At 54.2% G+C, this 25,843-nt stretch carries 24 protein-coding genes and 2 pseudogenes; 22 read left to right on the forward strand and 4 right to left on the reverse strand.

What is annotated here, in order from left to right; genetic code table 11:
- The first annotated feature begins 208 nt into the window (after positions 1–208).
- A complete protein-coding gene (locus tag PLU01S_RS20005) occupies positions 209–967 on the forward strand; it encodes a hypothetical protein (protein ID WP_010794886.1) in 759 nt (252 codons plus the stop codon).
- A gap of 41 nt (positions 968–1,008) precedes the next feature.
- Here the strand turns inward: PLU01S_RS20005 and PLU01S_RS20010 are convergent, their stop codons facing one another.
- The 4 genes from PLU01S_RS20010 to msrB form a co-directional block, all read right to left on the reverse strand.
- A complete protein-coding gene (locus PLU01S_RS20010) occupies positions 1,009–1,491 on the reverse strand; it encodes a GAF domain-containing protein (RefSeq protein ID WP_010794887.1) in 483 nt (160 codons plus the stop codon).
- Positions 1,484–2,380: an ATP-binding protein gene (locus PLU01S_RS20015; RefSeq protein ID WP_019365804.1), complete on the reverse strand. Its 897-nt coding sequence runs from the start codon at positions 2,378–2,380 to the stop codon at positions 1,484–1,486. The genes PLU01S_RS20010 and PLU01S_RS20015 overlap by 8 nt, the downstream gene beginning before the upstream one ends.
- A 76-nt stretch (positions 2,381–2,456) precedes the next feature.
- Positions 2,457–2,972 carry a glutathione peroxidase gene (locus PLU01S_RS20020; protein ID WP_010794889.1) on the reverse strand — a complete coding sequence of 172 codons (516 nt, stop codon included), beginning with the start codon at positions 2,970–2,972 and terminating at the stop codon, positions 2,457–2,459.
- Complete coding sequence (gene msrB / locus PLU01S_RS20025) at positions 2,965–3,363, reverse strand: peptide-methionine (R)-S-oxide reductase MsrB (RefSeq protein ID WP_010794890.1); 399 nt, start codon at positions 3,361–3,363, stop codon at positions 2,965–2,967. Before msrB ends, PLU01S_RS20020 begins: the two co-directional genes overlap by 8 nt.
- A gap of 196 nt (positions 3,364–3,559) precedes the next feature.
- Between msrB and PLU01S_RS20030 the strand changes: the two genes are divergently transcribed.
- The 21 genes and pseudogenes from PLU01S_RS20030 (at position 3,560) to nuoJ (ending at position 25,833) form a co-directional block, all read left to right on the forward strand.
- A complete protein-coding gene (locus tag PLU01S_RS20030; protein ID WP_010794891.1) occupies positions 3,560–4,771 on the forward strand; it encodes a pyridoxal phosphate-dependent aminotransferase in 1,212 nt (403 codons plus the stop codon).
- A 4-nt stretch (positions 4,772–4,775) separates the two neighbouring features.
- Entirely contained in the window at positions 4,776–5,216 is a 441-nt protein-coding gene (locus PLU01S_RS20035; RefSeq protein WP_010794892.1) for a hypothetical protein, read from the forward strand.
- A 93-nt stretch (positions 5,217–5,309) separates the two neighbouring features.
- Positions 5,310–6,185 carry a protease HtpX gene (gene htpX / locus PLU01S_RS20040; RefSeq protein WP_010794893.1) on the forward strand — a complete coding sequence of 292 codons (876 nt, stop codon included), beginning with the start codon at positions 5,310–5,312 and terminating at the stop codon, positions 6,183–6,185.
- A 498-nt stretch (positions 6,186–6,683) separates the two neighbouring features.
- Positions 6,684–8,912 carry an NADP-dependent isocitrate dehydrogenase gene (locus PLU01S_RS20045; protein ID WP_074823932.1) on the forward strand — a complete coding sequence of 743 codons (2,229 nt, stop codon included), beginning with the start codon at positions 6,684–6,686 and terminating at the stop codon, positions 8,910–8,912.
- 92 nt (positions 8,913–9,004) lie between these two features.
- Positions 9,005–9,445: an NUDIX hydrolase gene (locus PLU01S_RS20050; protein WP_074823930.1), complete on the forward strand. Its 441-nt coding sequence runs from the start codon at positions 9,005–9,007 to the stop codon at positions 9,443–9,445.
- Between the two features lie 57 nt (positions 9,446–9,502).
- Complete coding sequence (mnmA, locus tag PLU01S_RS20055) at positions 9,503–10,621, forward strand: tRNA 2-thiouridine(34) synthase MnmA (protein ID WP_074823927.1); 1,119 nt, start codon at positions 9,503–9,505, stop codon at positions 10,619–10,621.
- Entirely contained in the window at positions 10,618–11,238 is a 621-nt protein-coding gene (gene hflD, locus PLU01S_RS20060) for a high frequency lysogenization protein HflD (RefSeq protein ID WP_010794897.1), read from the forward strand. Before mnmA ends, hflD begins: the two co-directional genes overlap by 4 nt.
- Before the next feature lie 89 nt (positions 11,239–11,327).
- Complete coding sequence (gene purB, locus PLU01S_RS20065; RefSeq protein WP_074823921.1) at positions 11,328–12,698, forward strand: adenylosuccinate lyase; 1,371 nt, start codon at positions 11,328–11,330, stop codon at positions 12,696–12,698.
- Positions 12,699–12,755: 57 nt separating this feature from the next.
- Complete coding sequence (locus PLU01S_RS20070) at positions 12,756–13,928, forward strand: ribosomal protein uL16 3-hydroxylase (RefSeq protein ID WP_074823918.1); 1,173 nt, start codon at positions 12,756–12,758, stop codon at positions 13,926–13,928.
- Positions 13,921–14,340, forward strand: a pseudogene (locus tag PLU01S_RS26230) (GNAT family N-acetyltransferase); the annotation flags it as partial. The gene PLU01S_RS20070 and the pseudogene PLU01S_RS26230, both read left to right, overlap by 8 nt.
- Positions 14,341–14,412: 72 nt before the next feature.
- Positions 14,413–14,853: pseudogene (locus PLU01S_RS26755) on the forward strand (DUF7931 domain-containing protein); the annotation flags it as partial.
- A complete protein-coding gene (locus tag PLU01S_RS20080; RefSeq protein ID WP_074823913.1) occupies positions 14,850–15,638 on the forward strand; it encodes a secretin N-terminal domain-containing protein in 789 nt (262 codons plus the stop codon). The pseudogene PLU01S_RS26755 and the gene PLU01S_RS20080, both read left to right, overlap by 4 nt.
- Before the next feature lie 482 nt (positions 15,639–16,120).
- Positions 16,121–16,534, forward strand: a complete 414-nt coding sequence (locus tag PLU01S_RS20085) for an NADH-quinone oxidoreductase subunit A (RefSeq protein ID WP_010794902.1) — start codon at positions 16,121–16,123, stop codon at positions 16,532–16,534.
- A 10-nt stretch (positions 16,535–16,544) separates the two neighbouring features.
- On the forward strand, positions 16,545–17,219 hold the full coding sequence (locus PLU01S_RS20090; RefSeq protein WP_010794903.1) for a NuoB/complex I 20 kDa subunit family protein: 675 nt from the start codon (positions 16,545–16,547) through the stop codon (positions 17,217–17,219).
- A gap of 45 nt (positions 17,220–17,264) precedes the next feature.
- Positions 17,265–19,046 carry an NADH-quinone oxidoreductase subunit C/D gene (gene nuoC / locus PLU01S_RS20095; protein WP_074823910.1) on the forward strand — a complete coding sequence of 594 codons (1,782 nt, stop codon included), beginning with the start codon at positions 17,265–17,267 and terminating at the stop codon, positions 19,044–19,046.
- Positions 19,043–19,543 carry an NADH-quinone oxidoreductase subunit NuoE gene (gene nuoE, locus PLU01S_RS20100; protein WP_173869050.1) on the forward strand — a complete coding sequence of 167 codons (501 nt, stop codon included), beginning with the start codon at positions 19,043–19,045 and terminating at the stop codon, positions 19,541–19,543. Before nuoC ends, nuoE begins: the two co-directional genes overlap by 4 nt.
- Complete coding sequence (nuoF, locus tag PLU01S_RS20105; protein WP_074823909.1) at positions 19,540–20,889, forward strand: NADH-quinone oxidoreductase subunit NuoF; 1,350 nt, start codon at positions 19,540–19,542, stop codon at positions 20,887–20,889. Before nuoE ends, nuoF begins: the two co-directional genes overlap by 4 nt.
- A gap of 151 nt (positions 20,890–21,040) precedes the next feature.
- On the forward strand, positions 21,041–23,758 hold the full coding sequence (gene nuoG, locus PLU01S_RS20110; protein ID WP_074823906.1) for an NADH-quinone oxidoreductase subunit NuoG: 2,718 nt from the start codon (positions 21,041–21,043) through the stop codon (positions 23,756–23,758).
- Positions 23,755–24,750 carry an NADH-quinone oxidoreductase subunit NuoH gene (nuoH, locus tag PLU01S_RS20115; RefSeq protein WP_074823903.1) on the forward strand — a complete coding sequence of 332 codons (996 nt, stop codon included), beginning with the start codon at positions 23,755–23,757 and terminating at the stop codon, positions 24,748–24,750. Before nuoG ends, nuoH begins: the two co-directional genes overlap by 4 nt.
- Positions 24,751–24,761: 11 nt before the next feature.
- Positions 24,762–25,310: an NADH-quinone oxidoreductase subunit NuoI gene (gene nuoI / locus PLU01S_RS20120; protein ID WP_010794909.1), complete on the forward strand. Its 549-nt coding sequence runs from the start codon at positions 24,762–24,764 to the stop codon at positions 25,308–25,310.
- 10 nt (positions 25,311–25,320) lie between these two features.
- Positions 25,321–25,833: an NADH-quinone oxidoreductase subunit J gene (gene nuoJ / locus PLU01S_RS20125; RefSeq protein ID WP_010794910.1), complete on the forward strand. Its 513-nt coding sequence runs from the start codon at positions 25,321–25,323 to the stop codon at positions 25,831–25,833.
- Positions 25,834–25,843: the final 10 nt, after the last annotated feature.

The following is a 25,843-nucleotide window of genomic DNA, read 5'->3' on the forward strand; positions in this document are numbered from 1 at the left end:
GCAGCCTTGGAGCTTTAACAGTTCCTACCTCTTTCGCTTCGCTTTCAGCTTTGCGTCTGAAGTGGCGCGCATTCTAGAGAGACATTCGAGATCCGTCAACACCTATTTAAATTTTTTTAAATCAATGACTTTGCCATTAAAGAAGATGGTCGCGCTGCCAATATAGTAGTACTTGTTTTATTGACTCGCAGGCCAGCAGGAGGCCTTGATGTCTGTATCTATAATTGCCATTTTGGTTGTGACGGGAGCTGTGCTGTTGATTTTCATCAGCTTTCTCAACCAGAAGCTTGAAGCGCATCAGCTTGAAAAGACACGCTTGAAAGCGGAGCTGGTTAACCGCATCCGACGCTATGAGCAGCTGTCCGACACGTTACCGGGGCAATGGATGACCCCTGCCCTCAAGCTTTTACTATCAAGGCTTGAACTGACACTTCTTCAGCGCATGCCTAATAAGGAGAAGACTCCCGTATTGGCTGCACGCATGAATCATCTGGAAGCTGAGCTGGCCAAGGGTGATCAAATCGAGATCACAAACGCAGCCCAGGTTATCGCGAATGAAGCCAAGGCAAAGCAGGTTCGTGCGCAGCTTGAAAATTTACACGCACAAATCACCTACGCCATCCAGAATGGACTGATCGAGGCTAAAGAGGCTGGTTATTGGGACGAGGAAATAAGAGCGCTAATGACGCTACTTCACTTCGAATTCTTTGATCACCTGGGCCGTCAGTTTATTGATCAGGGACAACTGGCTCCTGCCAGACAGGCATTCGAGAAAGCCGCTCAATATATCCGTAAACAGCCTCACTCAGACAAGTTCAATGAACATCTTCAGTACCTTGATGAACAAGTCAGCGTCATCAAGGGAGAAATTGGTGCAGGGCAACCGGTCCGCGAACCTACGCAACTATTAAAGGGGCTAGAGGAGATGGAGAAGGAAGATGCCCCTATGAAGTCACTCTACGACTAATAGCAATAAAAGCGCAGCCCCAAGGGGCTGCGCTTTTATTATCAGCAATCACTTGCGGCTAGCAGTATTGCTGCCAATCGCTCGATACCTTTCTGATCATCCAGGCTGAACCTACCTAGCTTGGGGCTATCAAGATCCAGCACACCAATCAGACGCTCATTCTTTATCAATGGGATAACAAGTTCACTGTTTGACGCACTGTCACAAGCAATGTGCCCCGCGAATACATGTACATCCTCAACGCGCTGCGTCTCGCGCGTTTGCGCCGCCGTACCACAGACACCACGCCCAAAGGGTATGCGAACGCAAGCAACCTTGCCCTGGAACGGACCAAGCACAAGCTCATTGTCTTTGCACAGATAAAAGCCCGCCCAGTTTAAGTCAGGCAACTCATGGAAAAGAAAGGCAGAACACTGCGAGGCATTGGCGATGAAATCGTTTTCGCCAGAAAGAAGCGCTTCTAACTGTGCCGCTAGTAGCTCATAGCCACCCAGATCGTTTCCCACTTCACTCAAATCACGCATTTGCGACATCCAAAAGCTGTTTACCAACCCAATGACGGGCGAATTGATAGGCACAGCGGCCATTTCGATTACCTCGGCCAAGCGCCCAGCGAATAGCTTCCTTTTCAGTTTCCTCACTCCACTGCCACACAAGCTGCGCGCGGGTAGCCAATACCTCGACCCAGTGCTTGGTTACCTGAAGAAACTGATCCTGGGTAAAAGGATAAAAGGAAAGCCATAACCCAAATCGATCCGAGAGCGCGATCTTGTCTTCTACCGCCTCACTAGGGTGTAGCTCGCCATCCGCACTTCGCTCCCAGTCAGCGTTATCGCTTTGTCGCTCAGACACCAAATGCCGGCGATTTGAAGTTGCATAAAGCAGAACGTTATCAGGCGCCTGCTCAAGCGAGCCATCCAGTACGCTTTTCAGCACTCGATAATCATCGTTGCTGGCATCAAACGACAAATCATCACAAAACAACACAAACCGCTGAGGCTGTTTACTGATTTGCGCAACCACACGTGGCAGATCTGTCAGATGATCACGCTCAATCTCTATCAGTCGCAATCCGCGCTGTGCATACTCAGCGAGCAATGCTCTGACCAGGGATGACTTGCCTGTACCGCGAGCGCCCCATAACAGAGCATGATTGGCCGGCATGCCGTCTACAAACTGCTGCGTATTCTGCCCAAGCAGGACCTGCTGTCTATCAACGCCCTGTAAATCAGATAATCGCAGATCCAGATTGACTTCAATAGGCTGCAGATAGCCTCCCTGCCCTTCACGACGCCAGCGAGCCGCAACGGTTTGAGACCAATCAATCGGCTCGCGCAGTGCTGGCAATAAAGGCTCCAAACGGGCCAGCACGCCTTCCGCACGTGCCAGAAATGTATCGAGTCTAGATTCCACGTACTTATCCTTACACAAAAACGGCGACTCACCTTTATATATAGCGAGAGCCGCAAGATTCAGCATGACATTCGAGTCACAGCGAAAGAAACCGCTCTACCTGTCCCTTTAGCGACGCAGGCTTCACTAGCGGCGCGAAGCGTTTGATCTTTTCACCATCACCACTAACCAGAAACTTTGTGAAGTTCCACTTTATACGCTGCGTACCTAGCACCCCCGGCGCCTTCGCCTTTAGTACCTCGAATAAAGGATGGGCATCGGCACCATTGACCTCTATCTTTTGAGATACGTTAAAGGAGACACCAAAGCGGGCCTTGCAAAACTGTTCGATCTCACCATTGTCAGCAGGCTCCTGATGACCGAACTGATCACATGGAAAGGCCACAATTACTAGCCCTTGAGCCTTGTAAGCCTGCCACAACGTCTCAAGCCCCTCGTATTGAGGCGTGAATCCACAGCGACTGGCAGTGTTGACCAACAGATAGGCTTGCGCAGAAAGATCAGCCAGGCAGCACACTTTCCCATTCATCAATGTAAACGGAATCTGCAAAAGGCTTTTGCCTTCCGCAGCTTGAGCGTCTGTTTTATTCATCACGCGGGACAAGATCCAGCGCAACGGAGTTTATGCAGTAACGCAAACCCGTCGGTCGTGGACCATCCGGGAACACATGCCCCAGGTGCGCATCGCAACGCGAACAAAGCACCTCTATACGATGCATCCCATGACTAAAATCCTCTTCCTCTCGCAAAGCATCATTCGAGATAGGCTGATAAAAGCTGGGCCAGCCACAGCCTGAACTGTATTTGGTCTCCGAGTCGAAAAGCGCTTGCCCACAACAGACACACTGGTACACCCCAGGCGTCTTGGTATCACAGTACTTACCTGTATACGGCGCTTCCGTCGCCTTTAGCCTGCACACCCGAAACTGGTCATTATCCAGCTGGTCACGCCAAACATCTTCGGATTTGATGACTTTATCCATAGGATGAACACCTCCGCCATGGAAAAGGCCCCATCTGTCTCTTTTGAAAACGCAGGGGCAGTCGTATGATCTGCTTCCAGTCTGTCACTCGTTGAGGGCGCTGCCAAGCCGATAGGCACGCCTACCTTCAGTCAGACATCGACCATGCACCTTTCGCAGGTCGCTCTTCGCTATTACCAACCGGGATCCGTTACACATGCAGGTCAGTAAATCGAACAAGCTAGCCAACGTCTGCTATGACATTCGTGGGCCAGTGTTAAAGCATGCCAAGCGTCTGGAGGAGGAAGGCCACCGCATCCTCAAACTCAACATTGGCAACCCCGCACCGTTCGGTTTCGAAGCACCTGAAGAAATCCTTCAGGATGTGATCCGCAACCTGCCTACCGCACAAGGTTACAGCGATTCCAAGGGCCTGTTCAGCGCGCGCAAGGCAGTCATGCAGTACTACCAGCAAAAGCAGGTAGAGGGCGTTGGCATTGAAGACATCTATTTGGGTAACGGTGTATCCGAGCTGATCGTCATGGCCATGCAGGCCCTGCTCAACAACGGTGATGAGGTTTTGATCCCGGCGCCAGATTATCCCCTCTGGACTGCAGCTGTCAGCCTGGCGGGCGGCAAACCTGTCCACTACCTATGCGATGAGCAGTCGGACTGGTTTCCGGACCTTTCAGACATGGCCAGCAAAATCACCTCCAATACCAAGGCACTGGTGCTGATCAACCCGAACAATCCTACGGGTGCCGTGTACTCCAAAGAGGTGTTGGAAGATATCGTGGAGCTGGCGCGCCAGCATAACCTTGTCATTTTTTCGGACGAGATCTATGACAAGATCCTGTACGACGAAGCAGTGCATATTTCAACGGCTTCGCTTGCGCCCGATGTCCTGTGCCTGACGTTTAACGGCCTGTCGAAATCCTACCGCGTGGCAGGCTTCCGTTCGGGCTGGGTTGCCATTTCCGGCCCTAAACATAAAGCTCAGAGCTATATCGAAGGGCTTGATATCCTTGCCAACATGCGCCTATGTGCAAACGTGCCCAGCCAGCATGCCATTCAGACCGCTCTGGGCGGTTACCAGAGCATCAATGACCTGGTACTGCCCAACGGGCGCTTATTGGAACAGCGCAACCGTGCCTGGGCGCTATTGAACGACATCCCTGGCGTAAGCTGCGTAAAGCCTATGGGGGCGCTATATGCCTTCCCCAGGATCGATCCAAAGGTTTGCCCAATCCACAATGATGAAAAGTTTGTTCTGGATCTTCTGCTTTCGGAAAAACTGCTTATCGTTCAAGGCACCGCCTTCAACTGGCCTTGGCCTGACCACTTCCGTGTAGTGACCCTGCCACGCGTGGATGACCTTGAACAGGCTATTGGCCGAATTGGCAATTTCCTCAAACATTACCGGCAGTAGTCCCATGGACCTCCATATCGAAGACTTCTACAAGGATGCAGCGAAAGGCCTGCTGGCGCTTTATCAAAGCTTTCCACGCAAGGCGACGCTCTATGTCGAAGATCTGATTGGACGAGAGGAACCCGACCAGTTCGGGCTTCCCAGTGTTAGACATCAGAGCTGTTTTAGCGCGCTGCTCTGGCTGGCTGAAGAGGACTATCTGCGCTACACCACTAACCTTGGTTATGATGCACTTGACCAGGCCATCCTGACCGAAAAAGCGTTTCTACGTCTTTCAGCGAGTCACGCCCATTTACTCAAGGAAGCAGAAGCGCTTCCGCCTAGCGTGAGACGCCAACGTTCTACCCTAGCCCAGCATCTACGGGACGCTCTGGCAGAAAGCGATAGCGAACGAGTGGTGCTGTTGACGCGTCTTTTACTCAGGCCTGCCAACAAAACGACATAGTTTGAAATAGTCGATTGATTGAAACCCTAACAACCGGACCTTATATACGCCGCTAGGAAATAGTCTTCCGGTTGTTAGGAGAAGCTTTACACCATGATGCGAATTCTGCTGTTCCTTGGCACCAACTTGGCCGTACTGCTGATCGCCAGCATTACGCTTAAAGTGCTGGGAGTAGATCGTTTTACAGGCCAGAACTACGGAAGTCTTCTGATTTTCTGTGCCGTCTTCGGTTTTGCCGGCTCGCTATTCTCGCTATTCATTTCCAAGTGGATGGCCAAGATGAGTACCGGAACCGAAATCATCAGTCAGCCCCGGACTCGTCACGAGCAATGGCTACTGCAAACTGTTGAGGATCTGTCTCGCGAGGCGGGCATCCGGATGCCTGAGGTCGGCATCTTTCCTGCCTATGAAGCGAATGCCTTTGCAACGGGCTGGAACAAGAATGATGCACTGGTTGCGGTAAGCCAGGGTTTGCTTGAGCGCTTCTCACCTGAAGAAGTGCGCGCCGTCCTGGCGCACGAGATTGGTCACGTAGCCAACGGCGACATGGTGACACTGAGCCTGATCCAAGGCGTCGTGAACACCTTCGTCATGTTCTTTGCTCGCATATTCGGCAATTTCATCGACAAGGCCGTCTTCAAGACAGAGGAAGGTCATGGGCCCGCCTATTACATTACCAGTATCGTCGCTGAACTGGTTCTGGGCATCCTGGCGACTATCATCGTCATGTGGTTCTCGCGCTTTCGCGAATTCCGTGCCGACGAAGCAGGCGCACGCCTGGCAGGTACAAATGCAATGGTTTCTGCACTGCAGCGCTTGCGTGCGGAACAGAACATTCAAGGACAAATGCCAGACACCCTGACCGCTTTTGGTATCAAGAGCAGCAAGGGCCATGGCTTTGCTGGTCTATTCATGAGCCACCCTCCTTTGGAGGAGCGTATAGAGGCGCTACTGCGCCAACAACGCTAAATCAAATAAAAAGCCCCGACCTGCTCGGGGCTTTTTATTACGCAGCAGTTAAAAGACTTTATTCGTTTAAAAACTAATTTATTAAAACCAATAAATTAGCCAAGCCCCAAGCAGGAACTATGCTCTTTTAAAGAGCCAATTGTTCAGAAAATAAACATTTGAAAGGTAATCACTTCACTTATAAAGATTTGTGTAGTTATTCAAACAAACCCGGCAATGCGAAAGACCTCCCTAGCTGATATACTCCGTGACGATTTTTGGGCCCTAGAAGCCCGAGATCAATCCGGGACGGGTCCGGTCGGGCCTGCCTCAGTGTGTGCAGGCTTGAAACCCGGCGCGTCGTTAACGGCAAACCTTTCTGGCCTGCTCAAGTGCCCGGAATTGTTCTCAAATCTCGCGTTTTCATCTGCGTCTACCGGTGCCTTGTCGGTGAACTAGCTGGTTCGGTGCCATTCAAATAGGCGCAATCGCTATGATACAGAGAGGTTAACGTAACAAATGTCTACAACGTCGAAGATCATCTATACGCTTACAGACGAAGCACCTGCCCTTGCCACCTATTCCCTGCTTCCTATCGTCAAAGCGTTTACCGAATCATCAGGCATTGCTGTTGAAACCCGCGACATCTCTCTAGCTGGCCGCATCATCGCTACTTTTCCTGAATATCTAAGCGAAGACCAAAAGATTTCTGACCACTTGGCTGAACTGGGCCAACTGGCTACTACTCCCGAAGCCAACATCATCAAGCTGCCTAACATCAGCGCCTCGGTTCCTCAGCTGAAAGCAGCTATCAAGGAACTTCAGGATCAAGGCTACACACTACCGAACTACCCGGACGAGCCAAAAGACGACACGGAAAAAGACGTCAAATCTCGCTACGACAAGATCAAAGGCAGCGCTGTTAACCCGGTTCTCCGCGAGGGTAACTCTGACCGCCGCGCACCTCTTTCCGTCAAGAACTACGCCAAAAAGCATCCCCATAAAATGGGCGCCTGGAGCGCAGACTCCAAGACCAAGGTCGCGCACATGAATGAGGGCGACTTCTACGGCAGCGAAAAGTCTGCGCTGATCGAAGCATCAGGCACGGTCAAGATCGAGCTGACCACTAACGATGGCAGCACGCAGGTACTGAAGGAAAAAACATCCGTAACAGCTGGCGAGCTGATCGATGCATCAGTCATGAGCAAGAAGGCTCTGGCCAGCTTTATCGAAGCCGCCATTGCTGACGCAAAGAACAGCGACGTTCTGTTGTCCCTGCACCTCAAGGCAACCATGATGAAGGTCTCTGACCCCATCATGTTTGGTCACGTAGTTTCGGTGTTTTATGCTGATGCGCTCAAAAAGCACGCTGACACGTTGAATCAGTTGGGTGTTGATTTAAACAATGGTATTGGTGATCTGTACGCCAAGATCAAAACCTTGCCGGAAGACAAGCAGGCAGAAATCGAAGCGGATATCAAAGCCGTTTACGAGCAGCGCCCCCAGTTGGCCATGGTGAACTCTGACAAGGGTATTACCAACCTGCACGTTCCAAGCGATGTGATTGTCGATGCCTCCATGCCCGCCATGATTCGTGAATCAGGCAAGATGTGGGGCGCCGATGGCAAGCTGTACGATACCCTGGCCATGATCCCTGATCGCTGCTATGCCGGTGTCTATCAAGCGGTTATCGAAGACTGCAAGCAAAACGGCGCTTTCGATCCGGCTACCATGGGTAGCGTACCTAACGTAGGTCTGATGGCTCAGAAGGCCGAGGAATACGGCTCCCACGACAAGACGTTCAAGATCCCCGCCGACGGCGTGGTTCGTGTTACTGACACCAACGGCAATGTTCTTCTTGAGCATACTGTCGAGGCAGGTGATATCTGGCGCATGTGCCAGACCAAGGATGCTCCGGTCCGCGACTGGGTAAAACTGGCAGTTAACCGCGCACGTGCCAGCAACACCCCGGCAGTGTTCTGGCTGGATCCTGCACGCGCCCATGATGCCCAATTGATCAAAAAGGTACAGACCTACCTGAAAGATCACGACACCGCTGGCCTGGACATCCAGATCCTCTCTCCGGTTGAGGCAACTCGCCTGTCCCTTGAGCGCATCCGTGCAGGCAAGGACACGATTTCCGTTACCGGTAACGTGTTGCGTGACTACCTGACCGACCTGTTCCCCATCATGGAGCTTGGTACCAGTGCCAAGATGCTGTCCATCGTTCCGCTCATGAACGGTGGCGGTCTGTTCGAGACTGGCGCGGGCGGCTCTGCACCCAAGCACGTTCAGCAGTTCGTACAGGAAAACCATCTCCGTTGGGACTCTCTAGGTGAGTTCCTGGCACTCTCCGAATCGCTGGATCACTACGGCCATGCGACCAATAATGCCAAGGCCCGTCTGTTCGCTAAGACACTGGACCAAGCCAACGGTAAGTTCTTGGACAGCAACAAGTCGCCTTCACGCAAGGTAGGCGAACTGGACAACCGTGGCAGCCACTTCTACCTAGCCCTTTACTGGGCTCAGGCACTGGCTGAGCAAACCGAGGATGGCGAACTGCAGGCGAAGTTTTCCAAGCTGGCCAAGCAGCTTGCCGACAATGAAGCCAAGATCGTTGCCGAATTGAACGAAGTACAGGGCAAGCCTGTGGATATTGGGGGTTATTACCACCCAAACGCAGAACTCGCCAGTAAGGCAATGCGTCCAAGCGCGACCCTTAACGAAGCCCTGGCCACGCTGTCCTAATATGACACGCTAGTGCTTACAGAACCCCGGCCCAGTGCCGGGGTTCTGCTTTCAGCCTTCACCTCTATGCTTCACTGAAAACAGGGCCTCTTATGAAATGGGAACCCCATATCACCGTCGCAACCGTTATTGAAGATCAGGGACGTTTTCTGTTTACCGAAGAACTGATTGATGGCCAGCCACGCCTCAATCAGCCGGCCGGGCACCTTGAGGCCAATGAAAGTCTGCTCGATGCCGCACGTAGAGAAACCCTCGAAGAAACCGGTTGGGAGGTTGAGCTTACAGGTGTCACAGGCATTTACTTGTATACCGCTCCTAGCAATGGTGTGACCTACCAGCGCGTCTGCTTTTCAGCGCGTCCGCTTCGCCACCTACCCGAGCACCCACTCGACGTGGGCATTATCGGCCCTAAATGGATGACCCGGGAGGAACTGGTTGCAAATGAGACCTCCTGGCGCAGTGAATTGGTCCTGCGCTGCGTTGATGATTATCTCAGCACTGGCTCCTTCCCCCTGGAAGTGATCCGTCTCTAGGTCGCCGTGCCCTGCCTTACCCTGTTAAACTGTGCTTTTTCCTGAATACTTCTGCATATGCATACGCCCTCTTCAACACGCGTCATTGTCGGCATGTCAGGCGGAGTGGACTCCTCTGTTTCAGCGCTGCTCCTGAAGGAACAGGGATACCAGGTCGAAGGCCTCTTCATGAAAAACTGGGAAGAGGATGACGGCACTGAATACTGTACAGCCAAAGAAGACCTAGCTGACGCCCAGGCAGTGTGCGACCGGCTTGGTATCAAGCTGCACACGGCCAACTTCGCAGCCGAATATTGGGATAACGTCTTCGAACACTTCCTGGAAGAGTACAAGGCAGGCCGAACGCCCAATCCAGACATCCTGTGTAACCGGGAAATCAAGTTCAAGGCATTTCTTGACTACGCCTTGATGCTGGGGGGCGATCTTATCGCCACGGGTCATTATGTTCGCCGTCGGGACGAAAACGACCAGACCCAGCTACTAAAAGGCCTGGATCCCAACAAGGACCAGAGCTATTTCCTCCACGCGGTGGGTGGCGAACAGCTGGCCAAGACATTGTTCCCGGTAGGCGAACTGGAAAAGCCCGAAGTTCGCGCGATTGCCGAAAAATACGGACTGGCCACAGCACGCAAAAAAGACTCTACCGGTATCTGCTTTATCGGCGAGCGCCGCTTTGCCGATTTCCTCAAGCAGTACCTGCCCGCTCAGCCCGGCAATATCGAAACCACCGAAGGCAAGATCATCGGCAAACATCATGGACTGATGTATCACACCATTGGCCAGCGGCAGGGGCTGGGCATCGGTGGCATGAAGGATTCCGGAGATGACCCGTGGTACGTCCTGAGCAAAGACCTGAAGCGTAACGTTCTGATCGTTGGTCAGGGTAACGAACACCCCTGGCTGTATTCTCAAGCGTTGACCGTCAACACTATTTACTGGGTCAACCCGGTCGATTTGACGTCCCCTCTCAAGCTGAAAGCCAAAGTACGGTATCGCCAGCAGGATCAGGCCTGCCGCCTTGAAAGAACAGCCACCGGTTATCGTGCTGTCTTTGAAGTGCCACAAAGGGCTGTCACCCCAGGTCAATCTGTTGTTTTCTATGATGGAGAGATTTGCCTGGGTGGTGGTGTTATCGAAGACGCTGAGCCTGCATATAGGGAGAGCCCTGCAGCATGACGTCGATACATGAGCAACTGGTAGCACTGGGTGCTGTCTTCGAGGCCGCGTTTCTGGTTGATCGCCTGGCCAAGACGGGACAGATCAGCGAGGCGCCACTGGCCTGCATGTTGGGCAGCCTGCTGGCTACAAACCCACAAACCACACTTGAGGTCTATGGCGGAGACAGTATCGACCTGCGCGATGGCATGAGGGCGTTGTCCAGCGCCCTGGAGCGCAACCCCTCAAGCCTGCAGCGAGAGCCTCTTAAATACGCCTTGTCGATGATTGCTCTGGAACGACGGCTAGACCGGCGCGAAGATATGCTGGAACTGATTGGCAAGCGCCTTGATCAGGTGCAGCAGCAGGTTCAACACTTTGGTTTGACGCATGAAAACGTCATTGCCAGCTTTGGCAGTATCTATGAAGACACACTGAGTACATTTCGCCAGCGTATTCAAGTGCATGGCGAGATGCGTTACCTACAGATACCAGCCAACGCCGCCAAGGTGAGAGCATTGCTATTGGCCGGCATTCGTTCTGCCCGTCTCTGGCGACAACTGGGCGGACACCGCTGGCAGATGGTCTTTAGTCGGCGCAAGATGCTTGATGAGCTCTATCCTCTCCTGAACAGCTGATCAGCCATCTCGCTCGCGCTCAGCCAAACATGGCGCTTTGGTGTATGCTATCGCGCCTTTTTCCTCTCATTGACTGTCGAGAATGCCCCATGCAGCTTTCCTCGCTTACCGCGGTTTCGCCTATTGACGGCCGCTATGCCAGCAAAACCCAAGCCCTGCGCCCGATTTTCAGCGAATACGGTCTGATCCGTTTCCGCGCCATGGTTGAAGTTCGCTGGCTCCAGCGTCTGGCCTCGCATGATGCCATTCCCGAAGTAGCGCCCTTCTCCACGCAGGCCAATGAGATTCTGGAAAAGCTGGTAACCAGTTTTAGCCTGGAGCAGGCAGAACGGGTAAAGGAAATCGAGCGCACGACCAACCACGACGTCAAGGCTATTGAGTATCTGCTGAAGGAGCAGGCTGCAGCACTGCCTGAGCTCAATGCCGTCAGCGAATTCATCCACTTCGCTTGCACATCAGAAGATATCAATAACCTTTCTCATGCACTCATGCTTCGCGAAGGTCGTGATACCGTTCTATTACCACTGATGCGTAATATTTCGGGCGCCATCCGCGAGCTGGCACACCGTTTTGCCGACGTCCCGATGCTGTCGCGCACTCACGGACAGCCAGCCTCCCCTACTACACTGGGTAAGGAACTGGCCAACGTGGTGTATCGCCTGGATCGCCAGATCAAGCAGATTGCTGGTATCGAGCTGCTTGGCAAGATCAACGGCGCCGTAGGTAACTACAACGCACACCTGTCGGCCTATTCCCAAATCAATTGGGAGGCGAACGCACAAGCCTTCGTCGAGAATGACCTGGGTCTTACCTGGAACCCCTACACTACGCAAATCGAGCCGCATGACTATATTGCGGAACTGTTCGATGCCATTGCTCGCTTCAACACCATCCTGATCGATTTTGATCGGGATATCTGGGGCTATATTTCGCTAGGCTACTTCAAGCAGAAAACCGTTGCGGGCGAAATCGGTTCTTCGACCATGCCACATAAGGTCAATCCGATCGACTTCGAGAACTCCGAAGGCAACCTTGGTATTGCCAATGCACTTCTGCAGCACCTTGCCAGCAAGTTGCCTATCTCTCGCTGGCAGCGCGACCTGACCGACTCGACGGTGCTTCGTAATCTGGGTGTCGGCTTCGCCCATAGTGTTATTGCCTATGAAGCCACGCTCAAGGGCATCAGCAAGCTGGAGCTGAATGCGCAGCGTATCGCTGACGATCTGGACAACTGCTGGGAAGTCTTGGCCGAGCCGGTTCAAACCGTCATGCGTCGTTACGGCGTAGCTAATCCGTATGAAAAGCTCAAGGAATTGACCCGCGGCAAAGGCATCAGCGCCGAAGCCCTGCAAACTTTTATTGAAGGGTTGGACATTCCTGCAGAGGCCAAGGCAGAACTCAAGGCGCTGACACCTGCCAACTATATTGGTAATGCTATAGAGCAAGCCAAGCGTATTTGAATACCGAGCCTATTCTTATGCCCGGCTGCGCCGGGCTTTTTTATTTCAGAGACAGACATGAACGCAGACACTCCTTTGCAACTGTTGGGCGGCCTGACGGCTCGAGAATTCCTGCGCGACTATTGGCAGCGCAAACCCCTGTTGATCCGTCAGGCCATCCCGGATTTCGAAACACCGCTATCTCCTGACGAACTTGCTGGCCTCGCCCTTGAGGAAGAAGTTGAATCACGCATCATCGCGCCCGGAGAACAAGGCCCATGGCAGCTACGCCAAGGTCCCTTCAAGGAAGAAGACTTTTCTACCCTGCCTGAGCGTGAGTGGACACTGCTCGTTCAAGCGGTTGACCAGTTCGTTCCTGAAGTAGCCGAATTGGTCGAGCCATTCAAATTCCTGCCAAGCTGGCGCATCGACGACGTCATGATCAGCTATGCAGCACCAGGCGGCGGCGTTGGTCCCCACTACGACAACTACGATGTATTCCTTTTGCAAGGTTATGGTCGACGTCGCTGGAAGATCGGTCAGCGTTGCACCAGTGAAAGTCCTTTACAGGACAACCCGGACATCAAGATCCTGGCGGAATTTGAGCAGACCGATGAATGGGTGTTGGAACCCGGCGACATGTTGTATCTACCCCCTCAGCTTGCCCATGATGGCATTGCCGAGGATGAGTGCATGACCTATTCGATAGGTTTTCGCGCACCCAGTACCTCAGAGGTCTTGACGCACTTCACCGACTTTTTGACTCAGTTCATCCCGGAAGAAGAGCGCTATAGTGATGCAGGCACTGAACCTGTGCAGGCAGTAGACTCTGGCCAGATCAAGCAAGACGCTGTAGATCGCCTTAAAGCCCTTATACAAGAACACATCAATGATGAGCGGATGCTATTGGCCTGGTTTGGCCAATACATGACCGAGCCGCGCTACCCTGAGCTGATCAGCGGCGAGTCTCTTCTAGAAGGTGATCTGGTCCAAGCTCTGGAAGATGGCGCCTGCCTTATACGCAACCCCAGCGCACGACTGGCCTGGTCACAAATGGGCGACGATGTGATGATTTTCGCGAGCGGTCAAAGCAGATTACTTTCCGGCCACCTTCAACCCTTGCTTGCGCTGGTATGCTCAGCTGACGCATTGCATCAAGAAAACCTGGGCAACTGGCTAGAGGATGAAGCCGGCCGGGAACTGATACGCGAACTCATTGAACAAGGCAGCCTGGTATTTGCTGATGAGTGATCTCTCTATCCGCGTCGCAGACTGGAAGCGTGACAACGAGGCCCTGAGACATATACGAGAAACCGTATTTATCCAAGAGCAGGCTGTACCGCCAGAAATGGAATGGGACTCGGAAGATGAGCATGCCATACACTTTCTGGCTCAAGAGGGTCTTTATCCAGTAGGCACTGCTCGCCTACTGGAGGATGGCCGCATAGGTCGCGTTGCGGTTTTACGCGATTGGCGCGGCCTCAATGTTGGCTCAACCATCATGCATGCAGTGATATCCGAGGCCGAGCGACGCGGATTACACCGTCAGGTTTTAAGCGCACAAATCCAGGCCATTCCGTTTTATCAGCGCCTGGGGTTTACTGTCACCGGTGATGAATATCTGGAGGCGGGTATCGCCCATGTCGACATGACCAGACACTCTACGCTGGAGCAAACAGAGGCCGTAGCAGCCGATGAAAAGCGTGAGATGCGCTTCGAGACTCCTGATGCTGCTGCTCTCCATATCGTTGAATTGCTTTCCCAGGCCCGACGCAGCATCTGTATTTATAGTCCAGACTTTGAACCACAACTCTACAACCGCAGCGATGTAGAGCACGCCATTACACGTTTTTTACTGGCGCACCCTCGCAATCGCCTGCGCGTACTGCTCAAGGACTCAGGCCAAGCTGTACGTCAGAGCCATCGACTCATCAATCTGGCACGACGCCTGACCAGTAACTTTTTAATTCGCAGGCGCTCGCCTGATTATCCGGCAGACGACACCGCTTACGTACTGATAGACGATCAGGGCCTGGTGATTCGCAACAACCCACAGCTATATACCGGCACGGCCTATTACAACGCGAGAGCCACTGTTCGCTTGCAACAGAGCCGATTTGACAGCATCTGGCAAACCAGCCAATCGGACCCTAACGTGAGAAGCATGGTGTTATGAAGCCCTATCGCGCGTACTTGGCCTTATTTCTGTCCATGCTGATGACTGCTTTCGCAGCACAGGCGGCACCTCGTACTGAAGTGATTCCCCTTAATTACAGAACCGCCGATGAACTGCTGCCTATCGTGCAATCCACTTTGGGCTCAGAAGGCAAAGTCAGTACCTATGGCAATCAACTCATCGTTAATGCTGAGTCGAACAAAATCACTGAAATCAAAAGCCTGTTATCTCAATTGGATACAGAGCCGCATCGCCTTTTGATTACTGTCGATACACGCGATGCAGATGAGGGCGATGAGCAGGGTTACTCGGTTAACGGACGACTGGGTAATCATCCAGACACGCAGGTTCGCATCATCAGTAACAGCACCGGCACACAGCAAGACGGCACACAGCAGGTACAGGCAACGGAAGGCTCTCCTGCCTTGGTCAAGATTGGTCAAAGCGTGCCTATTTCCACCACTGAAATCGACCCTTACGGTCGCCCTTATACCCGTACCGAGTATCGCGATCTCAACCGTGGCTTTTACGTTACTGCCAGCCTTACAGGCAATCTTGTACATTTGACAATAGATGGCGGCAACAACAGCCTGGACAGAAATCAGCCCAACACTATCAATACTCAATCCACCAGCACCCGCGTCAGCGGCCGGCTAGGTGAATGGATTACGCTGAGTGGTTTTTCACAGAATGCTTCACGTTCTGAGGACGGAATTCTGTATGAATATTCAACCCGGGGCAGTCAGGATACCCAACTCAGGGTCAAGGTGGACCTTCTCGACTAAAAACACCCTGGCGTATCAACCTTCAAGACGCACATATCTCACTAGCGTCCATGCGCTGACTGCACTTCACAACACGCTTCATCTGACATATTCGAATCCAGGTGATATCAATAAGATATTACCTGGACCCTTCATATTAAAACGCTCAACTTACGCAGTTTATTTATAAAGAACAATACTTCTAGCAATTGAGAGTGAGCCTGCTACGCTAATAACAAGAGCGATTTGCACGTATAAAACCAACTAAATCACTCAATTATTAGAGCGTCCAAACAGCGAATTTAGTTGAGAATAAATCTTAATAAACAAAGATTTAATCCACTTTACTTGAATACGATTGACGGAAATCATTTAAACAAATCTTTTTTCGTCAAAAATTTTACACACGCGTTATTCAGGAATAGAATTCCACCGCCGCTTGCGACGTCATGTCGCAGGATGAGGCAGGATTTTTACTAGCAAAAACGATAAGGACCATGAGCATGCCTGATACGACCGGTCTTCTAGCTCACAATTGGAGCTTTGCGATTTTCCTTTTGGGTGTAGTCGGTCTTATAGGATTCATGCTCGGCGTTTCCAGCCTGCTAGGCAGCCGTGCTGTTGGCCGTAGTAAAAACGATCCCTTCGAGTCGGGTATCGTTCCTACCGGTGGAGCGCGACTGCGCCTCTCCGCTAAATTCTATCTGGTCGCGATGCTGTTCGTGATCTTTGACGTCGAAGCGCTCTTTCTCTTCGCATGGTCCGTATCCGTCCGTGAATCAGGATGGGCTGGATTCATCGAAGTTACAGTTTTCATAGCAATTCTGTTGGCGGGTCTTGTTTACCTATGGCGGATCGGGGCGCTCGACTGGGCTCCTGAAGGCCGCCGTAAGCGGCAGGCGAAGCTAAAACAATGAGGCTTTGGCGATGCAATACAAACTTACCAGGATCGATCCCGATGCGGTCGTAGAACGCTATCCGGCCGGGACACGGGAAACCGTTTCCGATCCGACTGAAGGGCAAGTCCATAAGAACATCTTTATGGGCAAGCTCGATGACGTCCTGCACAACACCGTCAATTGGGGGCGTAAGAACTCCCTCTGGCCTTACAACTTCGGTCTCTCGTGCTGCTATGTGGAAATGACCACAGCGTTTACCGCGCCGCACGATATTGCCCGCTTTGGTGCTGAAGTTATTCGGGCCTCACCGCGGCAGGCGGATTTCATGGTGGTGGCAGGTACCTGCTTTATAAAGATGGCTCCGGTCATTCAGCGTCTGTACGAACAGATGCTCGAACCCAAGTGGGTCATCTCAATGGGCGCCTGCGCTAATTCCGGTGGTATGTACGACGTGTACTCGGTAGTCCAGGGCGTGGACAAGTTCCTGCCTGTAGACGTCTATATTCCGGGCTGCCCTCCTCGCCCCGAGGCATTCCTCCAAGGCTTGATGCTCTTGCAGGACTCGATTGGCGAAGAGCGTCGTCCACTCTCATGGGTTGTTGGTGAGCAAGGTATTTATCGTGCCGAGATGCCAGCCCAACGAGAGCAGCGACGCGAACAGCGTATTCAGGTAACCAACCTGCGCAGCCCCGACGAAGTGTGAGCCCTCAGGCTCACACGTGACGTTGACCGATAGCGACGGATAATCATGACTGCAGACACTGTTCTGTCCGCACCCCTGCACGCTGCCCAAGATGAAGGCGTGGTGGGTGAACTCAAGGCACGCTTTAGCGCGGATGCGCTAACTGTTCAAACCACTCGTACGGGCATGCCCGTAGTGTGGGTGCCCCGTGAAAAGCTTAAAGAAGTACTGACCTACCTGCGTAACCTGCCGCGTCCGTACGTCATGCTGTACGACCTGCACGGCATGGATGAACGGCTGCGTACCCAGCGCCGCGGCCTGCCGCCGGCCGACTTCACTGTGTTCTATCAGTTGATGTCCATCGAGCGGAATAGCGATGTGATGATCAAGGTCGCGCTGTCGATGAACGACCTGAACTTGCCCACCGTGACTGATATCTGGCCGAACGCTAACTGGTACGAGCGTGAAGTCTGGGACATGTTCGGCATCCGGTTCGACGGCCATCCCCTGCTCAAGCGGATGCTGATGCCTGACAGCTGGCAAGGCCACCCGCTGCGCAAGGACTATCCAGCCCGCGCGACGGAATTCGACCCCTACGCCCTGAACGCGGCGAAGCAGGATCTGGAGCAGGAAACCCTGCGCTTCAAGCCTGAAGAATGGGGCATGAAGCAGCAGAGCGACACGTCTGACTTCATGTTCCTGAACCTGGGTCCGAACCACCCGTCCGCCCACGGTGCCTTCCGTATCATTCTTCAGCTGGACGGCGAAGAGATTGTCGACTGCGTTCCCGAGATCGGCTATCACCACCGCGCAGCCGAGAAAACTGGCGAACGTCAATCCTGGCACAGTTACATTCCTTATACCGACCGGGTTGACTACCTGGGCGGTGTCATGAACAACCTCCCCTACGTACTGGCCGTTGAAAAGCTTGCCGGAATTACAGTCCCTGCACGGGTTGAGGTGATTCGAATCATGATGTGTGAATACTTCCGCATCATGAGTCATCTCCTATTCCTGGGTACCTATATTCAGGACGTGGGCGCCATGACACCGGTCTTCTTCGCCTTTACGGATCGTCAGCGCGCCTACAAGGTGGTAGAAGCCATTACCGGCTTCCGGATGCACCCGGCATGGTTCCGTATTGGCGGTGTGGCCCATGACCTGCCTCGAGGATGGGACAAGCTGGTCAAGGAGTTCGTTGACTGGCTACCCAAGCGTCTGGATGAATACGAAAAATCAGCCATTCGGAACAGCATCCTAAAAGGTCGTACCGTAGGTGTAGCTCATTACAACACTGAAGAAGCGTTGCGTTGGGGCGTAACCGGCCCGAATTTGAGAGCCACCGGCCTGAATTTCGACATGCGCAAGGCACGGCCTTATTCGGGTTATCAGAACTTCGAATTCGAAGTGCCTATCGCGCATAACGGCGATGCCTATGATCGTTGCCTGGTCCGTATCGAAGAGATGCGTCAGAGCCTGCACATTATCGATCAGTGTCTGAAGAACATGCCTGAAGGCCCCTTCAAGGCAGACCATCCGCTGACGACGCCGCCGCCTAAAGAGCGCACGCTGCAACACATCGAGACCCTGATCACTCACTTCCTGCAAGTTTCCTGGGGACCGGTCATGCCGGCCAACGAATCCATGCAGATAATCGAGGCGACCAAAGGGTTGAACAGTTATTACCTGACGAGCGATGGCAGCACCATGAGCTACCGGACTCGCATTCGTACGCCCAGCTTCCCGCATCTGCAACAGATCCCCTCGGTGATCCGAGGCAGCATGGTGGCGGACCTGATCGCCTACCTGGGCAGTATCGATTTCGTCATGGCCGATGTGGACCGCTGATCATGAGTACACTGATTCAAACTGATCGTTTCGAGCTGAGTGAAACCGAACGCTCTGCCATCGAACATGAAATGCATCACTACGAGGATGCCCGTGCGGCATCTATCGAAGCACTGAAAATCGTTCAAACGGAACGTGGCTGGGTCCCGGATGGCGCTATCTATGCCATCGGTGAAATCCTCGGCATTCCTGCAAGCGATGTGGAAGGCGTAGCTACCTTCTATAGCCAGATTTTTCGTCAGCCCGTCGGCCGTCATATCATCCGCGTCTGCGACAGCATGGTCTGCTATATCGGTGGCCATGAATCCGTACTGGGACAAATCCAGGAGCAATTAGGTATCGGCCTGGGCCAGACGACCGCTGATGGTCGCTTTACCCTGCTCCCGACATGCTGCCTTGGCAACTGCGACAAAGCCCCTGCCCTGATGATCGATGAGGACACTTACGGCAATATCCAGCCGTCCGGTGTCGCCAAATTGCTGGAGGGTTATGTATGACGCTTACCTCCGTGGGTCCTGCGAACAAAATCGCTCGTACACCTGAAACTCACCCGCTTACCTGGCGTCTGCGTGACGATGCCGCGCCGGTCTGGCTTGAGGAATATACGTCCAAAGACGGCTATAGCGCTGCGCGCAAGGCGCTGGCTGACATGGCATCTACGGATATCGTTCAGACTGTCAAGGACTCGGGCCTCAAGGGCCGCGGTGGTGCGGGCTTCCCGACCGGCGTCAAATGGGGCCTGATGCCTGCTGATGAAAGTCTGAACATTCGTTATCTGCTGTGCAACGCTGACGAAATGGAACCTAACACCTGGAAGGACCGCCTGCTCATGGAGCAGCTGCCGCACCTCCTGGTAGAAGGCATGATCATCAGCGCACGGGCCTTGAAGGCCTACCGCGGTTATATCTTTCTTCGTGGTGAGTATGTCGATGCCGCACACAACCTGAATCGCGCCATCGAGGAAGCTAAGGCCGCTGGCTACCTTGGCAAAAACATCTTTGGCAGTGGCTTTGACTTCGAGCTGTTTGTTCACACCGGTGCAGGCCGCTACATCTGCGGTGAAGAAACCGCCCTGATCAATTCGCTTGAAGGCCGCCGGGCCAACCCGCGTTCCAAACCGCCTTTCCCTGCTGCTGTTGGCGTCTGGGGCAAGCCGACTTGCGTAAATAATGTCGAAACCCTGTGCAACGTGCCAGCCATCGTCGCCAATGGCGTTGATTGGTACAAATCATTGGCGCGCGAGGGAAGCGAAGACATGGGTACAAAACTCATGGGCTTCTCCGGCAAGGTCAAGAATCCCGGGGTGTGGGAGTTGCCGTTTGGCATACCCGCTCAAGAGCTATTCGAAGACTATGCTGGCGGTATGCGCGAAGGCTATACCCTGAAGGCCTGGCAGCCAGGTGGTGCAGGCACGGGCTTTCTGCTGCCGGAGCATCTCTCGGCACCTATGTTTGCCGGCGGTATCGCCAAAGTGGGTACCCGTATGGGTACCGGCCTCGCCATGGCGGTAGACCATACCGTTAATATGGTTTCGCTGCTGCGCAACATGGAAGAGTTCTTTGCCCGTGAGTCCTGTGGCTGGTGTACGCCCTGCCGCGACGGTCTGCCATGGAGCGTCAAGCTCTTGCGCGCGCTGGAAAAAGGCGAAGGTCAAAGCGGCGATATCGAGACGCTACTGCAGCTATGCACCTTCCTTGGCCCAGGCAAAACGTTCTGTGCTCATGCCCCTGGTGCGGTCGAGCCACTGGCCAGCGCAATCAAGTATTTCCGCAGCGAATTCGAGGCGGGCGTGAAGAAGGCTCCCAGCGAGCCCCAGCCTTCCGTTGTAGAAACAGTCATTTGATTTGTGTGCCGGCTCGCTGAGCTGGCCACTGTCGCCGCCTGAACGCATGTGTAAAGACGGCGACACCGTGATTCCAATAGCCACGCCGCGGTAAGGCTATGGAGAGGCTAAAGCCTGTCCAGGTCCCCCGGCAAACGAAGACTGAAGAACCATGGCCACTATCCACGTAGACGGCAAAGAGTACGAAGTCGACGGTGCGGACAACCTCCTGGAGGCTTGCCTGTCCCTCGGTCTCGATATTCCCTATTTCTGCTGGCACCCGGCGCTCGGTAGCGTCGGTGCCTGCCGACAGTGTGCGGTCAAGCAGTTTGCTGATGAGAACGACACCCGTGGTCGCCTCGTCATGTCCTGCATGACGCCTTCGACGGACAAGACCTATATATCCATTGATGACCAGGAAGCCAAAGACTTCCGCAGTAGTGTCATTGAATGGCTGATGACCAACCATCCGCACGACTGCCCGGTTTGTGAGGAAGGCGGTCATTGCCACTTGCAAGACATGACCGTGATGACAGGTCATAACAAGCGCCGTTATCGCTTCACCAAGCGCACCCACCAGAACCAGGACCTGGGCCCGTTCATTTCCCATGAGATGAACCGCTGTATCGCCTGCTACCGCTGCGTGCGCTATTACAAGGATTACGCGGGCGGCACTGATCTGGGCGTTTATGGCGCCCACGACAATGTGTATTTTGGCCGCGTCGAGGAAGGCACGCTGGAAAGCGAGTTTTCTGGAAACCTGACCGAAGTCTGCCCAACCGGCGTCTTTACCGACAAGACCCACTCCGAGCGCTACAACCGCAAGTGGGACATGCAGTTTGCACCAAGCATCTGTCATGGCTGCTCGTCTGGTTGCAACATCAGCCCCGGTGAGCGCTATGGCGAGCTTCGTCGTATCGAGAACCGTTACAACGGCTCGGTTAACCATTATTTCCTGTGCGACCGTGGCCGCTTCGGGTATGGCTATGTGAACCGCAAGGATCGCCCTCGCCAGGCGCTGCTGCGTAACGGCTCGCTCAACGCAGGGGTAGATGCTGCACTGGATAAGGCTGCCGAGCTATTGCGTGGGCGTAGGGTAATCGGTATCGGCTCTCCCCGTGCTAGCCTGGAAAGCAACTATGCACTACGTGAACTGGTAGGTGCAGAAAACTATTACAGCGGCATGGCCAAGCATGAGCTTGAACATGTCCGCCTTGTATTGGATGTCTTGCGTAACAGCCCTCTTCCTGTACCCACCATCCGCGACATCGAGCACCATGACGCTGTGCTGGTGCTAGGCGAAGACCTGACCCAGACCGCAGCCCGTGTCGCCCTGGCAGTCCGTCAGGCAGCCAAAGGCAAGGCAACCGATATTGCAGCGGCAGCTCGTATTCCTGAGTGGCACAAGGCGGCTGTCCAGACCATCGGGCAATCCAGCAAAAACCCCGTGTTTCTGGCCAGCCTGGCTGAGACACGTCTGGATGACATCGCTGCGCAGACTATCCACGGTGCGCCGGAAGATCTGGCTCGCTTCGGCTTTGCACTGGCCAACGCTCTCGACGCTTCCGCTCCGGCAGTAGAAGGTCTGAGCGATGAAGTAGCGCAGCAGGTCAAGTTGGTGGCCGACACCCTGCTCAATGCCAAGCGTCCGCTCATTATCTCGGGTACTTCACTGGGATCACGCGCGCTGATCGAGGCTGCTGCCAACATTGCCAAGGCACTGGCGCTGAAGGAAAAGAACGGCTCGCTGAGCCTTGTCGTTCCCGAAGCCAACAGCATGGGCCTGGCCATTTTTGGCGGCGAGTCGGTAGATGATGCGTTCGACGCGCTGACAGCGGGTAAAGCCGACGCGCTGGTCGTGCTGGAAAACGACCTGTTCCGTCGCGCCGACTCTGCACGCGTAGAAGAAGCACTCAAGGCAGCCAAAACGTTGATCGTACTGGACCATCAGCGTACAGCTACGGCAGAGCGTGCCGACCTGATCCTGCCAGCCGCAAGCTTTGCGGAAGGTGATGGCACCCTGGTAAGCCAGGAGGGCCGTGCCCAGCGTTTCTTCCAGGTGTACGAGCCTACTTATTACGATCCGAGCAGCCTGATTCGTGAAGGCTGGCGTTGGCTACATGCACTGCACAGCACCTTGCAGGGCAAGGCCGTGGACTGGACGCAGCTGGACCAGGTTACCGAGGCGTGTGCAGCAAGCCATCCGAGCCTGGCTGGCATTCGGGATGCAGCGCCCAGCGCATCGTTCCGTATCAAGGGCCAGAAGCTTTCCCGTGAGCCTCACCGTTACAGCGGTCGTACCGCAATGCGCGCCAATATCAGCGTTCACGAGCCGCGTACGCCACAGGATATAGACTCTGCCTTCGCCTTCTCCATGGAAGGCTATTACGGCAGCGCCGAACCCCGTCAGCAGATCGCATTTGCCTGGTCTCCTGGCTGGAACTCGCCGCAAGCCTGGAACAAGTTCCAGGACGAGGTAGGCGGACATCTGCGTGCGGGCGATCCTGGTATTCGTCTGATTGAGTCTTCTGGCGATCGCCTGAGCTGGTTCAACGCCATTCCGGCAGCCTATTCCGCTCAGGCGAACCAGTGGAAAGCCGTACCGATCCATCATTTGTTCGGCAGTGAAGAGACCTCGGCTCGCTCGGAGACTTTCCAGGAGCGTATCCCCGAAGTTTACGTCGCGCTTGCAAAAGCTGATGCAGACCGTCTGGGCGTCAATCCTGGTGCCAAGGTCAGCGTTACGGTTGCTGGTCAGGCGCTGAGCCTGCCGCTGATGGTCAAACCTGGTCTGGCTGCTGGCTTGATCGGCTTGCCGGTGGGGTTTGAAGGCATCCCAGCCCGCCTGGCGGGTCTTACCATCGATCGCGTCCAGGAGGCTGCGCAATGAGTTGGTTAACCCCTTCCGTCATCGCCATTATCCTGGCCGTCGTGAAGGCCATCGTGATCCTGTTGGCCGTCGTTATCTGCGGCGCGCTGCTTAGCTGGGTCGAGCGCCGTCTGCTTGGCCTTTGGCAGGATCGTCACGGGCCAAACCGTGTCGGTCCTTTCGGTGCCTTCCAGCTGGGCGCCGACATGATCAAGATGTTCTTCAAGGAAGACTGGACGCCACCGTTCGCGGACAAGACGACGTTCATGCTGGCACCCGTCATTGCGATGAGCGCCTTGCTGATCGCGTTTGCCGTGGTACCGATCACACCTACCTGGGGTGTGGCGGACCTGAACATTGGTCTTCTGTTCTTCTTTGCGATGGCTGGCCTTGCAGTCTATGCAGTGCTGTTCGCAGGCTGGTCTAGCAACAATAAGTTCGCCTTGCTGGGTAGCATGCGCGCTTCAGCCCAAACCGTCTCCTACGAGGTGTTCATGGGGCTTTCGCTCATGGGCGTCGTCGCGGTGACCGGCTCTTTCAACATGCGAGATATTGTTGAAGCGCAGCATCAGGGCTTGTGGTTCATCATCCCTCAGTTTTTCGGCTTTTGTACCTTCCTGATCGCAGGCGTTGCGGTGACTCACCGCCACCCCTTTGACCAGCCGGAGGCAGAACAGGAGCTGGCAGATGGTTACCACGTTGAATATGCCGGCATGAAGTGGGGCATGTTCTTCGTAGGCGAATACATTGGCATCGTGCTGGTGTCTGCCCTGCTCGTCACGCTGTTCTTTGGTGGCTGGCATGGTCCGCTGTTGCCACCCTTCATCTGGTTCGCCCTGAAGACTGCATTCTTCATCATGCTGTTCATTTTGCTGCGTGCGTCTATCCCACGTCCGCGCTATGACCAGGTGATGGCGTTCAGCTGGAAGGTGTGTCTGCCGCTGACCCTGATCAATCTGCTCGTTACCGGTGCGGTGGTTTTGTATAACGCCACCCCGGCCGTGGTTCACTGAGGAGAGCCGCCATGTTCAAAGAAATAGTCAATGTCGTGCATGGCACATGGACTCAGCTACGAAGCGTGCTGATGATCTTTTCCCATGCCTTTAGAAAGCGCGACACCCTGCAGTACCCCGAGGAGCCGGTTTATCTGCCGCCTCGTTATCGAGGCCGGATTGTCCTGACCCGTGATCCCGATGGGCAGGAGCGCTGCGTGGCGTGCAACCTGTGTGCGGTAGCGTGCCCGGTAGGCTGTATTTCCCTGCAGAAAACCGAAGCAGAAGACGGTCGCTGGTATCCGGAGTTCTTCCGTATCAACTTCTCCCGCTGCATTTTCTGCGGCATGTGTGAAGAGGCTTGTCCTACCACCGCTATCCAGCTGACACCGGACTTTGAGATGTGCGAGTACGAGCGTCAGAACCTGGTGTACGAGAAGGAGCATCTGCTCATCTCCGGACCCGGCAAGTACCCGGACTACAACTTCTATCGCGTCGCCGGTATGTCCATTGCGGGCAAACCTAAGGGTGCTGCGAAGAACGAGGCCGAGCCAATCAACGTCAAGAGCCTGCTGCCGTAAGGACGGAAAGATGGAATTTGCTTTCTATTTCGCTGCCGGTGTCGCCGTACTGGCCACGTTCAGGGTGATTACCAACCGTAATCCGGTACATGCCCTGCTCTACCTCATCATCTCGCTGCTAGCGGTCTCGATGACCTTCTTCAGCCTTGGCGCTCCATTCGCCGGTGCGCTTGAGGTCATCGTATACGCTGGCGCCATCATGGTGCTGTTCGTATTCGTCGTGATGATGCTCAACCTCGGCCCTGCCGTGGTTGAGCAGGAACGCAAGTGGTTAACGCCTGGCATCTGGGTTGGCCCTTCGATTCTTTCCATCGCGTTGCTGGTCGAGTTGCTGCTGGTGCTGGGCAGAATGCCCGGCGGTGCAAGTATCGGTCATACCACGGTTGATGCAAAAGCGGTTGGTATCAGCCTGTTCGGCCCCTATCTGCTAGCGGTCGAACTGGCGTCGATGCTGCTCCTGGCTGCGCTGGTTGCGGCCTATCACCTAGGCCGGCAACAAGACGTCAAAGGCGTCGGCGAGTAACTCGTTAAGG

Source organism: Pseudomonas luteola NBRC 103146 (assembly GCF_002091675.1).
GTDB classification, from domain to species: domain Bacteria; phylum Pseudomonadota; class Gammaproteobacteria; order Pseudomonadales; family Pseudomonadaceae; genus Chryseomonas; species Chryseomonas luteola.

Bases quoted from the DNA above. Each gene is read 5' to 3' on its own strand.
- PLU01S_RS20005 (WP_010794886.1), top strand. From the start codon at position 209: ATGTCTGTATCTATAATTGCCATTTTGGTTGTGACGGGAGCTGTGCTG.
- PLU01S_RS20010 (WP_010794887.1), bottom strand. From the start codon at position 1,491: ATGCGTGATTTGAGTGAAGTGGGAAACGATCTGGGTGGCTATGAGCTA.
- PLU01S_RS20020 (WP_010794889.1), bottom strand. From the start codon at position 2,972: ATGAATAAAACAGACGCTCAAGCTGCGGAAGGCAAAAGCCTTTTGCAG.
- msrB (WP_010794890.1), bottom strand. From the start codon at position 3,363: ATGGATAAAGTCATCAAATCCGAAGATGTTTGGCGTGACCAGCTGGAT.
- PLU01S_RS20030 (WP_010794891.1), top strand. From the start codon at position 3,560: ATGCAGGTCAGTAAATCGAACAAGCTAGCCAACGTCTGCTATGACATT.
- PLU01S_RS20035 (WP_010794892.1), top strand. From the start codon at position 4,776: ATGGACCTCCATATCGAAGACTTCTACAAGGATGCAGCGAAAGGCCTG.
- htpX (WP_010794893.1), top strand. From the start codon at position 5,310: ATGATGCGAATTCTGCTGTTCCTTGGCACCAACTTGGCCGTACTGCTG.
- PLU01S_RS20045 (WP_074823932.1), top strand. From the start codon at position 6,684: ATGTCTACAACGTCGAAGATCATCTATACGCTTACAGACGAAGCACCT.
- PLU01S_RS20050 (WP_074823930.1), top strand. From the start codon at position 9,005: ATGAAATGGGAACCCCATATCACCGTCGCAACCGTTATTGAAGATCAG.
- mnmA (WP_074823927.1), top strand. From the start codon at position 9,503: ATGCATACGCCCTCTTCAACACGCGTCATTGTCGGCATGTCAGGCGGA.
- hflD (WP_010794897.1), top strand. From the start codon at position 10,618: ATGACGTCGATACATGAGCAACTGGTAGCACTGGGTGCTGTCTTCGAG.
- purB (WP_074823921.1), top strand. From the start codon at position 11,328: ATGCAGCTTTCCTCGCTTACCGCGGTTTCGCCTATTGACGGCCGCTAT.
- PLU01S_RS20070 (WP_074823918.1), top strand. From the start codon at position 12,756: ATGAACGCAGACACTCCTTTGCAACTGTTGGGCGGCCTGACGGCTCGA.
- PLU01S_RS20080 (WP_074823913.1), top strand. From the start codon at position 14,850: ATGAAGCCCTATCGCGCGTACTTGGCCTTATTTCTGTCCATGCTGATG.
- PLU01S_RS20085 (WP_010794902.1), top strand. From the start codon at position 16,121: ATGCCTGATACGACCGGTCTTCTAGCTCACAATTGGAGCTTTGCGATT.
- PLU01S_RS20090 (WP_010794903.1), top strand. From the start codon at position 16,545: ATGCAATACAAACTTACCAGGATCGATCCCGATGCGGTCGTAGAACGC.
- nuoC (WP_074823910.1), top strand. From the start codon at position 17,265: ATGACTGCAGACACTGTTCTGTCCGCACCCCTGCACGCTGCCCAAGAT.
- nuoF (WP_074823909.1), top strand. From the start codon at position 19,540: ATGACGCTTACCTCCGTGGGTCCTGCGAACAAAATCGCTCGTACACCT.
- nuoG (WP_074823906.1), top strand. From the start codon at position 21,041: ATGGCCACTATCCACGTAGACGGCAAAGAGTACGAAGTCGACGGTGCG.
- nuoH (WP_074823903.1), top strand. From the start codon at position 23,755: ATGAGTTGGTTAACCCCTTCCGTCATCGCCATTATCCTGGCCGTCGTG.
- nuoI (WP_010794909.1), top strand. From the start codon at position 24,762: ATGTTCAAAGAAATAGTCAATGTCGTGCATGGCACATGGACTCAGCTA.
- nuoJ (WP_010794910.1), top strand. From the start codon at position 25,321: ATGGAATTTGCTTTCTATTTCGCTGCCGGTGTCGCCGTACTGGCCACG.